Source organism: Shewanella rhizosphaerae (assembly GCF_019457655.1).
GTDB lineage: Bacteria > Pseudomonadota > Gammaproteobacteria > Enterobacterales > Shewanellaceae > Shewanella > Shewanella loihica.
In genome coordinates this window covers 4,224,283-4,236,622 of sequence record NZ_CP080420.1, presented here as the reverse complement: position 1 = coordinate 4,236,622, position 12,340 = coordinate 4,224,283, and the positions used below count along the sequence as shown (strand labels likewise).

The following is a 12,340-nucleotide window of genomic DNA, read 5'->3' as shown; positions in this document are numbered from 1 at the left end:
ACCTTTTAGGTGCAGTCGATTAGCCCAAAGCCCCGACCATGCAGATGGCCGGGGTTTTTTGTATCTGGCGTTAGCTGGCCAGATATTCAGCCTTGGCGTCAAGGTGGATACCTTAGGGTGCTTAGATGATATGGGTGTTTAGTGGGGTTGTTTGCTTCCATGGCCGCTTGGTTAACCTAGCGCCTGTCCGGCGGGGGAAGTGCAAGCACTCTTTTGGCACGGTGAGTGAAGCGCAGCTTCTAGCTCACGAACGAGAGGCATGGATGCCGAACTGGCTGTTAAACAGGGATGTTGTTTGAGCACATCCATGTGGGCTTCACGGCGGTACTGACCTACATGGATGTAGAGAATGCCAATAAATGTAGGGAACATTTTTGGCCATGCCGCCGAGAACCAAAAGCGTGTTTACACCCTCATCTAAACGTCTCTTCGACTAAGCATTATTTGTTGCCGTTCGAAGTGATGAACTTTAGCTATTGAGCTTCTGGCTAATACGGCTTGTTTGGCCAAGTTATTTGACAGCAAGGCTTGGTGGCCAATCTAATGCCTGCGGTAGGCCCAGGTGCAAACACATTTGTGGCACGGTGAGCGAAGCATAGCTAAGTGCTCAGCGCACCATTTCTATAAACTGTTTGCTTCCTATCGCCAGGCTGAGCAGCAGGCAGGTGATGAGTAGCGGCCCGCCCAGCTGCTCGGCCAGGCTAACCATGGCCAGTCCCAGGGCGATAAGCAAGTAATAGAGTAGGCCGAACAGGGCGCCGGCCGCCCCGGCCTGATTGCGATACTCCACTAGGGCTTGGCTGAGAATGTTGGGAATGGCGATGCCAAAGGCGGCGACGATCAATGCCATGGGTAACAGGAAGCCAAGATGGGTCTCGCTAAGATACACCCCAACAGCGCCGACTAAGGCCAGTAGGCTGGCTAGCCTTAGCAAACGAGGCTGCGAAGCCCCCCGCTGCAGTAAAGTTTTGTTTAGCGCGCTGCCGACCAGGGTGCCTATTGCCAGTGCGATGCCACTATAGCCAAAGGCCTGTGTGCTCAATCCCAGACGTTGAAATACAAAGGGACCCTGTAGATAGTAGCTAAACAGCAACACATTGAAACCCGCGACCAGCAAGGCGTTGTGCCAAATATTGCCATCTATCGCCAGGCGCCTCATGAGTGCCCAAAGAGGAAGTGGCTGCCTGGTGGCCGGGCGCGTCTCGGGCAGGCACAGCAGACAGACGGCGTAGAGAAACACTGCCATCAGAGACAGGGTGAGGAATACCGCCGGGTAGCCGCCTAGGCTTGTTAGCAATCCGCCAGAGAGCATACCGACGACGGGGCTGATGGCGATCCCCATGCCCATATAAGCGAACACCTTGGCCAGCGCAGTGCCGTCGAAGCTGTCCCTCAACATGGTCTGGGTGACTACAGATCCCACGGCGGCGCCGAAGGCACTGAGGGCACGCATCGCCAGCAGCCAATGAAAACTGGGCGCCCATAGGGCTGCAAAGGCCGCGATGCCATAGAGCCCCAGCCCCAACAGCATGGTGCGGCGCCTGCCCAGGTGGTCGCATAGAATTCCCCAACACACCACGCCGAAGGCGAAGGCCAGGAAATAGATGGATAGCGTCTGGCCCGCCAGGGCCAATGGCACGTCAAAGTCCGCGGCAATGTGGGGCAGTGCCGGGCTGTAAAGGGTTTCCACTATCTGGGGAAACATCATCAGGATCACCATCAAGGGGATCGAGGGAGTAGTTTTCATGGTGCTAGACTCATCGTCATCGAAAGGATGTGCAGTCTAACGGCCTCTGCTATAGTCCCAATAATATGATTAAGACAATAAATGTTGGAATGAGGACAGATGGCGTTTATCGACGAGTCCTGTAAATTTGATCCCGATGCCTTAGAGGCCGAGGTAGTGGGGATCGCCGCCCGACTGGGACAACACGATTCGGGAATGCATAGTCATGCCAAGGCGCAGCTGCTCTATGCCCCTCAGGGGTGCATGACCATCACACTGGACGGATTGCACTGTGTGTTGCCGCCCACCCGCGCCGCCTGGATCCCGCCGGCGTGCCGTCACAGCGTGGTGATGAATCGGGTGGTGGATTACCGTTCCCTCTACTTTGCGCCGCAGTTGACGGGGAGCATTGCCAATCGCATTCAGATCCTCGAAGTGAATCCCCTGTTGCAGGCGCTGGTGGAGCGCATGGCCTTCTGGCCCTGGGACAAACCGGCGACGGCTACGGTGAACACCTATCAGCTGTTCTTCGAGGAGCTTGCCCAGGCCAAGGAGAGTCATCTGGTGTTGCCTATGCCAAGCGACAGACGCCTGCAAGTCTGGCTCGCCGAGCTTCAGCGTGCGCCATGGCATGTTCCGACCCTCAAGCAGCTAGGGCAGCAACTGGGTGCCAGCAGTAAGACCATCAGCCGCATCTTCACCCGGCAGACGGGAATGCCCTATCAAAACTGGCGTCAGCAGTGGCGGCTGCAACAGGCGATCGCCCTGCTCGCCACCGGCCATCAGGTGAACGACGTCGCCTATCGTCTGGCCTTCTCCAGCGACAGCGCCTTTATCGCTTTCTTCAAGCAACACACCGGCAGCACGCCGTTGCAGTATTTGCAGCCAAAATACTGATAAATGGCGGGTTTGGTAGGGAATTCGCATCTAGCTGAATAGGTGTTTAGTGGGGGGCTTCCATGGCTGCATGGTCAACCTATCGCCTGCCCGGTGGTGAATGTGTTGGATTTTAGACATTGAGCTTTGGGCTGATAAAGGTATTTAGTTGGGGCGTTTGCTTCCATGGCCGCATGGTTAACCTATCGCCTGCCCGGCGGGGGATGTGCAAGCACACTTTTGGCACGCCACAAGCACATCCATGTGGGCTTCACGGCGGCGTCCATGCCGCCGAGAGCCAAAAGCGTGCTTACACCCTCATCTAAACGTCTCTTCGACTAAGCATTATTTGTTGTCGTTCGAGGTGATGAATTTAAGCAATTAAGCTTCTGGCTTATATTTTTGTTTAGGTGAGCTAATCATTCCTTCGATTTGAAATTATGTGTAATTTTATTTTTTATGCGATGGGCTCTTGTCTTCAAAGGGCGTTGATGTATCAAGTTGATAGCTTTGAAGATTGAACGAAGCTCTCTAAAGTCAACAGTTGGTATTAATGTTGTCCCTGACTGCTGGAGAATACCAACTCGTTTTCTAAATCTAATATGATTGAATGGATGTTTAGGGTCGTGAATAATGTAGGCTATCACAAATCCTTGCAATACCATGTATATAACGGTTGCATCATCATCGCTATCTTCAGCTATGGGTTCTTCAATCCGGAGGTCTACTATTATTTCCTGAAGACTCGTCTGTGAAATTTGTTCATTAGTGTCCTTTAGTTTGATTAAAAGAAGTTTCACGTGGTTATCAAGTCGGTCACCTTGCATCGTAAAGATCGTTTTATTTTTGACACTGTTTATTAGAAATTTGTTTAAACAAGCAAATCCTCTAGCACCATATTTTTCAGATACTGCAGCCCTCCACAAAATGCTTATAAAGAATAGGTAATAGGTAGTGTAGTCATATCCTTTAAGTTCAAAAGTATCGTTATATCTTTCTGATTTTAATATTTTTTGTTTGTCTATTAAAATGTTGTTGCATGAGATTTCATATTCACAACTAAGGAATTGTTCGCACTCATAACATAGAAGAAACTCTTTCGGATCAGAATTGCTTAAGTGGGAAAACTCCTTATGTTCTTGAACTCGGACTAGTTGACCTGAATGTGATTTTATAAATTTGTAGAATGAACGAGGGATAATATGAGAGTTTTGAAGAGGTCGATTATTACCACATAGTTTGCATAGACCCTTCATTTCTCCTCCTTTGATTCGAGTGATTAGCAATGACAGAAATCTATACAAGACACTTTGAACTATCACAATAATGTGATCAACAAAGTTTTGAAAAATAAATGCCTAAGGGCAAGTACATAGTCCATTACAGATGATAAGTTACATTGAAGGTAAGACTTCAAATATACCTCATCTGCTTAGGTGTCTATCGAGAAACTCCCCCCCAGTCATACTAACAAAGCCAAATCGAAGAGGCGTTAGATACCTAGTGTAAACACGATTTTGGCCCTCGGCGGCAGGGAAGCCGCCGTGGAGCGTATAGGGATATATTCACAGCGTGCCAAAATAGTGTTTGCACATGAGCCCACCGCAGGTGATAGGTTGCGTTGAAGGTGAGGCCTTCAAACTCACTATATAAACAAATAATCCCTCAAAAGCTTAATCCATCAGCCTTACAAACAAAGCCAAATCGAAGAGATGAAAAGACCCGGTGTAGATGCAGCTGCGGACGTCGATGGCAGGGATGCCATCGTCGAGCCCACATGGAAGTGCTTGCGGCGTGTAGCAGCTGTATCTGCACAAAAGCGAGCCGCAGGCTATAGGTTGCAGCGAAGGTGAGAACTTCAAAATGACTCAATTAGCATCAAATACCTAAACCCCATCGCAGGCAATAGATAGCAATGAAGGTGCGACCTTCTACTTCCCTGGAAACCACCACCACGCCAGACGCTAAGTCAAAAATACCCCACCTTTATTCCAAGGCCCTAATGCCCAATTGCCCCCAAATGTTGTATCAAATACATCCGAATCTCGGTCGGCGTCTGGCTGACCCAGAATCCCCCGACAAAGGCGATCAGCGGGATCATAAACAGCAGCAGTAACAACATGATGGTGAGGCCGCGGGCGGAGAGCTTGATGCCGTTGCGGGTGCTGAAGTGTAGCGCCTCCTGTTTCGGACAGGCAGAGATGCAGCGCATGCAGGCCTGGCATTCGTCGGAGCGTACCGTGCCTTGTTGATGCACCTTGATGTTGGCCGGGCAGGCGCGGGTACATTTGTCGCAGTTCATCCCCTTGGTCTCGATGAGGCAGTGCTGGGTGCTGCGGCGGATCTTAAACGGACTCAGGAAGCTGGTGAGGCCGAGCAGGGCACCGTAGGGGCAGATGTAACGGCAGAATCCCTGACGACGCCAGGCGGCGAGCATTAATATGACGGCGAAGCAGGCTAGGGTGATAAGCCCAGGGGTAATGAAGAAGAGCGCCATCTTGAGATCGGCGATCTTATGATAGTTGCCCTCGAGATAGTGGGGAATTGAGGCTGGCGGCATGCCGAGCACGATATAGAGCAGGCCCGCCAGCAGCAGGTATTTCAGCATACGCAGCGGCCAATCGAGCCAGGCGGGCGGCAGCAGTTCACGCTTGATGAAACGCTTTCTCTGCTTATACAGGTACTCCCCGGCGAGCCCCAGTGGGCAGACCCAGCCGCAGAAGGCGCGTTTGCACAGCAATCCGGTGAGGATCACCACAGTTAGCATCACGGCGGCGGCCGGGTGGTTTTGATCCCAGATATCCAGTGTGATGATCGCCTTCAGCTCTATGGCCCCGGCGATAGGCAGGAAGGCGTCGCCCACGTCGGGGCGCATCAGGTAGGGCGTAATGCCTAGCTTAAGCATGATGGCATTGGCCCCATACTGAAGGCCTACCAACAGCATGGAGAGTGCCAGCAGGTGCTGCACCCATTCTCTGAGCGTGTTGGCGCGTACATCTCCCTTGAGCAGCTCGGGTTTGACCCTGTGGCCCAGGGCCAATAGTCCGCCAGCCAACAGCAGGGCGATAAACAGTGGCCAATAGAGGGTGACCAGTGCCGCGCCCAGAAGGGAGGCGGCGCTCAGCACGGCGCCCCAGCGTTTGCCGCTCCAGTAGAGCAGGCTGCAGCTGTAGAGCAGGGCCAGTGTCAGGGTTAGGGATTCGATAAAACTCATTGCCATTAACCAGTTATGAGGCGGATATAGCTGAGAGTCGGGGATTTTGGCGGAGTTCTGGTGCGCTATCGCTTCTGTGCGCTGGCTCGCTAAAAAGCCTGATTGGCAGTGAATTTAGGTGATCTTGGTCCTAATGGCGTTAAAAAAAGCGGGGATAAAAAAGTGGGCATAGACAAGCGGGGATATAAAAAGGCTGACACTCGTGTGCCAGCCAAAGGGAGAGGTTATTGGATGATGGCGCGGGCCTGCATCTGGTCGACGACGAAGCGGGTCAGTGCCTGAATGTTTTGCACCTCTGAGCCGCTGTCATTGGCGTCGATATCGGCCTGCCAGACTATCTGCTTGGCCTGCTTGTCGTAGACCTGTACATGCAGCTGCTGCTGGCCTGAACCCGCCCAGGAGATGAGTGAGCCAATCTGAGTCCCGGCCCCCGGTTCGCCGCCGAGCATGTAGACCCAGCCGCGGGTCTCCAGATAGTCGTCGTAGCCGTAGTCGTAGCCCGCGTCGGTGACGCTGAGGATCAGCAGCGCCTCGTTGGCCTGGCTGTCTGCGTAGGCCTGTAGCGCCGCCTCATCGGTGATCTTGGCGGCATCCGGCAGGCTCTCGAAGCTTGGGGTCGCGCTGACCTGATGTTGACCCAGGTCGTCGGCCAGTTGCCTCTCTACTATCTTGCGTGAGGCGGGGTCCGTCTGAGCCGCCATCACCGTCAGGCTCTGATATTGCTTGTTGAGCTGGTCGCTCCGTTGCTCGGAGGCGATCTCGTGGGGCAGGCTGCTGCAACCCGTCATCATGACGATGCCGATACCGGCGGCGGTTAACATCTTGAATAGTTTGGCTGACATTGGTGTGTCCTCATCTAGCTGACTGTAGGCTGGCTTTTAGTTATTTGTTGATTGGGCGGCTTAATTACCGCCTGTTGTTTCGATGAGCTCATTGTATGTCGGCGCCGAAAAGGAGGGATTAAAGAACCTTTAACCTAAACTATAAGCTTTGGCGGTTGCTTCTCTTGGCAGCTTCTTTTGAGAGAGAGGACTGGCTGGAATAGGTGACAGGTTTCGGGGATGGCCGCTGCGAGCCATGGGAAAGACTAAATGGGAAGCGGTGTAACTGACGCGATGCGGTAAAAGAAAAGCCCTAACCAGGGTTAGGGCTTTAGGGCATTACTTGTTGCCTTCCATCGACTCGATGAAGCGGTTGGACTCGGCAATCGACTTATTCATCTCTTTGATCAGGCTGGAGATATCAGTCTGCAGGCTGGCAAACTCGCCCTTGATGGCGCCTATGGCCTGGGCGTTGAGGTTATGCTTGAGGTAGAGCATGTTGTCTTTCATGGCGGTCAGGATGGGCGGCATCTTGCTCTCGGCGCGGCGCATAGTGCGCACCAACTGCTCGTAGGAGCGACGGGTCTCGCGCAGCTTGGTCTCGCTGTTGCGGCGCAGGCTGGCCTTGCTGATCTCGCCTATCTCCGCCTGCCACTCGTCAAACAGTGCCTCGGCCACATCTTCTACCTTGTCGATACGGCTGCTCACCTCGTCGGCGGCCTCCTGTGACGACTCATATTCATCCCTGGCCTTCTCGTAGGCGCTCTGCAGATCGCCACCATCGTGGTTGAGCAGGGCCTGCATCTCTTCTAATGCCGAGCTAAATTGCGCCTGGGCCTCCTCTTGGGACTCTTTGGCGGCGTTGACCCGATCCACCATGATGTCGCGCTTATGGTAGCCCACCTTCTCCATGGCACCATAGTAGGCGCTCTGACAGCCGCTGAGCATGACGACGGCGCCCAGGGTTGCGGCAGTTAATAGTTTTCTCATCCTGACAATTTCCTTGTTAGACGGTTAGTCGGCCTTGAATTTAGCGGCGTCTATGATGCTCCACAGGTGAGCGATACCGCCTATGATGGCGGGGACGATCAACCACCACAGGGCGTAGCCGACTACGGTGACGACACAGAAGAGGAGTGCCGCCAGGATGCGTCCTTGTACTAATTGGCCCAGGCCAGGGAAAAAGAAGCTTGCGATGGCGGCAATCACGTTGCCGGCCGAACCTTGTTGGGACATCAATTTATTCCTTACACTTGTATCTAGTGTCTTTAAACTTGTAATCTTAATGTACCAAGATACGCAGTTAACCCTACTTGAATCAAGAGAATAACGTGATAAATAAAATAGATGTGAGCCTGCTTCGTTCGATCATGCTGGGTATCTGGCAATTCATGATACATCTAAAACAGCGTATCACGGAAGACCAGATAAATATGCGGGCGGGTCACCTGGCTTACGTTACCTTGCTCTCTCTGGTGCCTATGGTGGCAGTGACCATGTCTATGCTGTCGGCCTTCCCCGTGTTTAAGGGGATCCGCAGCCATATCGAGACCTTCATCTACGAGAATTTTATCCCCTCCGCCGGCGACAGCGTGCAGATGTATATCAACGAGTTTGTCGCCAACGCCTCCAAGGGCACGGCCGTGGGTATCGGCGCCCTGGTGGTGGTGGCTATTCTTCTGATCTCCAACATAGACAAGTCACTCAACGGCATCTGGCGCACCACGGAGAAGCGCCCCATGGTGGTCTCCTTCTCCATGTACTGGATGGTACTGACCCTAGGCCCTGTGCTGATGGGCGCCAGCCTGGTAGCCACCTCTTATGTGGTGTCGCTCAAGCTGTTTAGCGGCACAGATCTTAGCGGCGTGGTGCCCCTCTTAGTTGAGCGTCTGCCCATGTTCTTCTCTGTGGCCACCTTCCTGCTGATCTACATGGTGGTGCCCAATACCAAGGTGAAGTTTTTCCACGCCCTGCTGGGCGCCATCGTGGCGGCGCTGCTGTTTGAGCTGGGTAAGAAGGGCTTTGCCCTTTATCTCACCGAGTTTCCCGCCTATGAGGCTATCTATGGCGCGCTGGCGACTATCCCTATTCTGTTTATGTGGGTCTATCTCTCCTGGATTATCGTGCTGATCGGCGCCGAGATCACCGCCGCCATGCCTGAGTACCTCGATAAGCGTCTGATGGACCTGGTGAACAAGGAGCTGGCGGACGATGAGTCGGAGATCCACTTAGATGAGCACAAAAGGTGAGTCCCGCTAAGTCGCATCCGCTGATCCGTCAGGATTGGATCGATGTCGGCGAGGGGCACCAGCTGTTTCTGGCGCAATATGGTGATCCCCAGGGGATCCCAGTGCTCTACCTTCATGGCGGTCCCGGGGCGGGTTGTAATCCCCAAGAGCTGAGGCTGTTTATCGACCGCGGCTTTCATATCTATCTGCTGGATCAGCGCGCGGCGGGTCGCTCTAAGCCTTGCGGCGAGGTGGCCAACAACGACTTTCCCAGCCTGGTGAAGGATATCGAGCGGGTGCGTCACTGGGCGGGCATAGAGGCCTGGTGCCTGCTGGGAGGCTCCTTCGGCGCGACCCTGGGGTATCTCTATAGCTGCATCTATCCCGAGCGGGTGTTGTCGCAGATCTATTGGGGCATGTTTATTCCCTCTGCCGAGGGGATGGAGTGGCTCTATGGTCGCGGCGGCGCAGCGCAGATCTTCTCCAGCCAGTATCGCCAGTTTGCCGCCGGTCATGGCGATACCCTCGATAGCCTGTTTAGCCATTTCGCCGACGGCTTTAATCATAGGGACGCCGAGGTGCGCCGCAACTGCGTGATGCGTTGGCTCGGCTGGGAGCTGGCCCTGGCGGTGCCCGGGTTCGAGCTGAGTGAGGCCCTGGCCGAGCAAGGCGGAGCCTTGGCGAGAGTGGAGCTGCATTATGCCCGCAACGACTATTTCGGTGGCTATCAGCTGATGAAGCGGGTGGGCGGCGATCTCACCTGTCCGACCATCATATTGCAGGGAGAGCTAGACTGGGTCTGCCCCCAAAGGCTGGTGGATGAGTTTCTCGAACACCACGGCCCCAGGCTATTAAGGTCACGTCTAGTTAAGGGAGGCTATCATACCCTCGCCGACAACAAGATGTGCCGGGCGGTCGCCGAGGCGGTGACCCAGATGGGGCGTTATCTGGCCGCCGGCCGTTCCTAATCTATTGATGTCGCTGCGCCTAGCGTGGCGAGTAGTAATGAGCAATAAGCCGTAAACAATAGGCCGTAAGCAATACGCAGTAAGAATTAAATAGCGAGCTAGCAGTGAGTCGCGTAAGCCAAGCTAATAGCTAAGAGGAAGCTGAATCATGAAGAAGAGATTAACCGCCGTGTTGGCGCTACTGGTGTGCAACCAAGTGTTGATGACTGAAGTGTTAGCGACCGAGCGCACGCCTCAGCCTGCGCCCGAGCGAGTCTATTTTAGCGGCATGAGCGACGAGCTGGCCGCCGATGCCCTGCTGGTGTCGCTGATCAACAAGAACTATCTGGCCAAGAAGGTGGGGCCTAATAAGGTGGGCGTACAGCTGGGGGATCATCAGTTTGTGTTGCAGCCGAGCCTGAATCCCGAAGGGATAGATCGCATCCTGGCCAGCCGTTTCTACGCGGTGAGCCCTAAGCTGGTGGGTACTCAGGAGCTGATGGTGCTCATCGGCACTCTCAACCATAAGCTCAACTTCGCCAAGTTCACCCTGAGGGAGGAGGGCAAGGTGATTCAGGTACAGGGGGCGGCGACCTTCGTCGATACTCTGGAGCTGGAGGAGCTGCGTCGTTTCCTGATCTGGATCGACGATGCCCTGCTGCGTGTGGGTCAGGCGCTGCCTAACACCACCGAGCAGCTGATTAAACCCATTCCCGTGATGCCGATGAATTAAATGAGTAAAGCAGAGGAGTCGAGAGGCCAGTGATAGCCTTAATACAGAGAGTCAAACAGGCCAAGGTGGATGTGGATGGTCAAACCATAGGTGCCATCGACAAGGGGCTGCTGGTCTTGCTGGGGGTCGAACGTGAAGACGACCAGGCCAAGATGGAGAAGCTCGCCACTAAGGTGATGAGTTATCGCGTATTTAGCGATGAAGACGGCAAGATGAACCTTAACCTCAAGCAGGTGGGCGGCAGCCTCTTGGTGGTGTCTCAGTTTACGCTGGCCGCCGATACCGGCCGTGGCCTGCGCCCGAGTTTTTCTGGCGCCGGTACCCCGGAGCAGGCGAAGCAGCTCTATCAAGCCTTTGTAGATTACTGCGCCGCCCAGGGCGTACCTGTGCAGACAGGTGAGTTTGCCGCCGACATGCAGGTCAGCCTAGTTAACGACGGCCCGGTCACCTTTAATCTGCAGGTGTGATCATGATGTCTAAGGCAGAAGAGTCAGAGCATATACAGAGGTTACTCGGGGAGCTGCAGCGCACCTGGCATCAGACGATCCCCGTCAGTGCCTTCATGCAGATAGCGCCCGAAGCCTATCAGGATCAGACGCTGAGGGTGAGCGCGCCGCTGGCGCCCAACATCAACCTGCATCACACCATGTTTGCCGGCAGCATCTATACCCTGATGACGCTCACTGGCTGGGGCATGGTGTGGCTGCAGCAGCGCTTAGCCGGTGTCGAGGGGGATATCGTCTTGGGGCAGGCGGACATTCGTTATCTGGCGCCCGTGGGAGAGTCGCCCCAGGCGCGGGTAAGCTGGCTGGAAACAGACTTAAGTGTGCTGGGGCGGGGGAAGCGTGCCAAGGTGAAGCTGGAGGTGGCCCTCTATTGCGGCGAGCAGTGCTGCGCCCAGTTCCTGGGCACCTATGTGAGCCTGCCGAAGGCAGATTAGCTCCCGGCCATCAGAGGTAAATAAATCCGCTCTTAGGCCGTCTGAGGTTTGCGGGTTAGGCCTTCGGGGATAAATACGCTGACTGTCATATACAAAAAAAGCCTCACAGTGTGAGGCTTTTTACTAACTAGCGATTAGGCTTGCGTATTATCCCTTAGGATAAACGTGTGCAACGCCTTTGTGACAGTCTACACAGGTCTTACGCTTGTCAGCTTCTTTCTTGAAGTTGTTGGCGTGCATTCTCTTCGCCATCTTCTTCATGGTTTCAGGCTGGTTCTCGTAGATACGAGTGTGACAGTGCTGACAGTTAGCGCTGTCGTTCGCGCGGAAGTATTTCAGCGCCAGGTCAGCTTGCTCTTTACGGTTTTCATCCAACCACTCTTGAGTGTTGAAGCCGTCGATAGTAAGGAAGCCGTATAGATCTTTAGATACGATGATCTTCTTGATCAGGTAGTCAACTGGGCCGTGTGGCAAGTGACAGTCTTGACACTGTACAGTTATGCCTGCACGCCCGCCGCCGTGAGCCGATGCCATCACTTCATCTTTCAGAGAGTGATTGCTGTGGCAAGACATACAGAAGGCATCTGTACTGGTTGCATGTAAAGTTTGTTGTGTCGCAAAGTAGCCCACAACACCGACTACAATACCCACCACGAGTAGGGCAAATATTGAGTATTTCGCGCTAGGTTTGAATAGTGCACGCCAGTTCATCACTCTATCTCCAAAATAATATGTTTATTATATCTATTATATTTAATGCATCTCTGTAGCTGAGAGTATAACCAGAAGACGCCGCTTGATCTGGCTTTAAAACCGTAAAATGAGAGCTAGCTCTAACTCTATCTTACCTAAGCA

Annotated in this window: 13 protein-coding genes; 6 read left to right on the top strand and 7 right to left on the bottom strand. The window is 53.8% G+C overall.

Annotated elements, in window-relative coordinates; translation table 11 throughout:
- Nucleotides 1-607: 607 nt before the first annotated feature.
- Complete coding sequence (locus K0I63_RS18365; protein ID WP_220081959.1) at nt 608-1,747, bottom strand: multidrug effflux MFS transporter; 1,140 nt, start codon at nt 1,745-1,747, stop codon at nt 608-610.
- 99 nt (nt 1,748-1,846) lie between these two features.
- Between K0I63_RS18365 and K0I63_RS18360 the strand changes: the two genes are divergently transcribed.
- On the top strand, nt 1,847-2,623 hold the full coding sequence (locus K0I63_RS18360; RefSeq protein ID WP_220081958.1) for an AraC family transcriptional regulator: 777 nt from the start codon (nt 1,847-1,849) through the stop codon (nt 2,621-2,623).
- A gap of 398 nt (nt 2,624-3,021) precedes the next feature.
- Here the strand turns inward: K0I63_RS18360 and K0I63_RS18355 are convergent, their stop codons facing one another.
- The 5 genes from K0I63_RS18355 to K0I63_RS18335 form a co-directional block, all read right to left on the bottom strand.
- Nucleotides 3,022-3,858 carry a hypothetical protein gene (locus K0I63_RS18355; protein ID WP_220081957.1) on the bottom strand — a complete coding sequence of 279 codons (837 nt, stop codon included), beginning with the start codon at nt 3,856-3,858 and terminating at the stop codon, nt 3,022-3,024.
- Between the two features lie 743 nt (nt 3,859-4,601).
- Nucleotides 4,602-5,816 (bottom strand): 4Fe-4S binding protein, encoded by a 1,215-nt coding sequence (locus tag K0I63_RS18350; RefSeq protein WP_220081956.1) that lies wholly within the window; start codon nt 5,814-5,816, stop codon nt 4,602-4,604.
- A gap of 224 nt (nt 5,817-6,040) precedes the next feature.
- Nucleotides 6,041-6,658 carry a hypothetical protein gene (locus K0I63_RS18345; RefSeq protein WP_220081955.1) on the bottom strand — a complete coding sequence of 206 codons (618 nt, stop codon included), beginning with the start codon at nt 6,656-6,658 and terminating at the stop codon, nt 6,041-6,043.
- Between the two features lie 318 nt (nt 6,659-6,976).
- Complete coding sequence (locus tag K0I63_RS18340) at nt 6,977-7,627, bottom strand: DUF2959 domain-containing protein (protein WP_011867342.1); 651 nt, start codon at nt 7,625-7,627, stop codon at nt 6,977-6,979.
- 24 nt (nt 7,628-7,651) lie between these two features.
- A complete protein-coding gene (locus K0I63_RS18335) occupies nt 7,652-7,873 on the bottom strand; it encodes a hypothetical protein (RefSeq protein ID WP_220081954.1) in 222 nt (73 codons plus the stop codon).
- A gap of 134 nt (nt 7,874-8,007) precedes the next feature.
- Between K0I63_RS18335 and K0I63_RS18330 the strand changes: the two genes are divergently transcribed.
- The 5 genes from K0I63_RS18330 (at nt 8,008) to K0I63_RS18310 (ending at nt 11,485) form a co-directional block, all read left to right on the top strand.
- Nucleotides 8,008-8,886 carry a virulence factor BrkB family protein gene (locus tag K0I63_RS18330; protein WP_083764388.1) on the top strand — a complete coding sequence of 293 codons (879 nt, stop codon included), beginning with the start codon at nt 8,008-8,010 and terminating at the stop codon, nt 8,884-8,886.
- The gene (locus K0I63_RS18325; protein WP_220081953.1) at nt 8,883-9,833 is read left to right on the top strand and encodes an alpha/beta fold hydrolase; all 951 of its coding nucleotides are present in this window, start codon (nt 8,883-8,885) and stop codon (nt 9,831-9,833) included. The genes K0I63_RS18330 and K0I63_RS18325 overlap by 4 nt, the downstream gene beginning before the upstream one ends.
- Before the next feature lie 148 nt (nt 9,834-9,981).
- Nucleotides 9,982-10,545: a hypothetical protein gene (locus tag K0I63_RS18320; RefSeq protein ID WP_220081952.1), complete on the top strand. Its 564-nt coding sequence runs from the start codon at nt 9,982-9,984 to the stop codon at nt 10,543-10,545.
- A 29-nt stretch (nt 10,546-10,574) separates the two neighbouring features.
- Nucleotides 10,575-11,012: a D-aminoacyl-tRNA deacylase gene (gene dtd / locus K0I63_RS18315; protein ID WP_220079300.1), complete on the top strand. Its 438-nt coding sequence runs from the start codon at nt 10,575-10,577 to the stop codon at nt 11,010-11,012.
- Nucleotides 11,013-11,014: 2 nt separating this feature from the next.
- On the top strand, nt 11,015-11,485 hold the full coding sequence (locus tag K0I63_RS18310) for a thioesterase domain-containing protein (RefSeq protein WP_220081951.1): 471 nt from the start codon (nt 11,015-11,017) through the stop codon (nt 11,483-11,485).
- A gap of 147 nt (nt 11,486-11,632) precedes the next feature.
- Here K0I63_RS18310 and K0I63_RS18305 read toward each other — a convergent pair whose 3' ends face one another.
- The gene (locus K0I63_RS18305; protein WP_011867335.1) at nt 11,633-12,196 is read right to left on the bottom strand and encodes a NapC/NirT family cytochrome c; all 564 of its coding nucleotides are present in this window, start codon (nt 12,194-12,196) and stop codon (nt 11,633-11,635) included.
- Nucleotides 12,197-12,340 lie beyond the last annotated feature (144 nt).

Bases quoted from the DNA above. Each gene is read 5' to 3' on its own strand.
- K0I63_RS18350 (WP_220081956.1), bottom strand. From the start codon at position 5,816: ATGAGTTTTATCGAATCCCTAACCCTGACACTGGCCCTGCTCTACAGC.
- K0I63_RS18330 (WP_083764388.1), top strand. From the start codon at position 8,008: ATGCTGGGTATCTGGCAATTCATGATACATCTAAAACAGCGTATCACG.
- K0I63_RS18305 (WP_011867335.1), bottom strand. From the start codon at position 12,196: ATGAACTGGCGTGCACTATTCAAACCTAGCGCGAAATACTCAATATTT.
- K0I63_RS18360 (WP_220081958.1), top strand. From the start codon at position 1,847: ATGGCGTTTATCGACGAGTCCTGTAAATTTGATCCCGATGCCTTAGAG.
- K0I63_RS18345 (WP_220081955.1), bottom strand. From the start codon at position 6,658: ATGTCAGCCAAACTATTCAAGATGTTAACCGCCGCCGGTATCGGCATC.
- K0I63_RS18365 (WP_220081959.1), bottom strand. From the start codon at position 1,747: ATGAAAACTACTCCCTCGATCCCCTTGATGGTGATCCTGATGATGTTT.
- K0I63_RS18320 (WP_220081952.1), top strand. From the start codon at position 9,982: ATGAAGAAGAGATTAACCGCCGTGTTGGCGCTACTGGTGTGCAACCAA.
- K0I63_RS18355 (WP_220081957.1), bottom strand. From the start codon at position 3,858: ATGAAGGGTCTATGCAAACTATGTGGTAATAATCGACCTCTTCAAAAC.
- K0I63_RS18340 (WP_011867342.1), bottom strand. From the start codon at position 7,627: ATGAGAAAACTATTAACTGCCGCAACCCTGGGCGCCGTCGTCATGCTC.
- K0I63_RS18310 (WP_220081951.1), top strand. From the start codon at position 11,015: ATGATGTCTAAGGCAGAAGAGTCAGAGCATATACAGAGGTTACTCGGG.
- K0I63_RS18335 (WP_220081954.1), bottom strand. From the start codon at position 7,873: ATGTCCCAACAAGGTTCGGCCGGCAACGTGATTGCCGCCATCGCAAGC.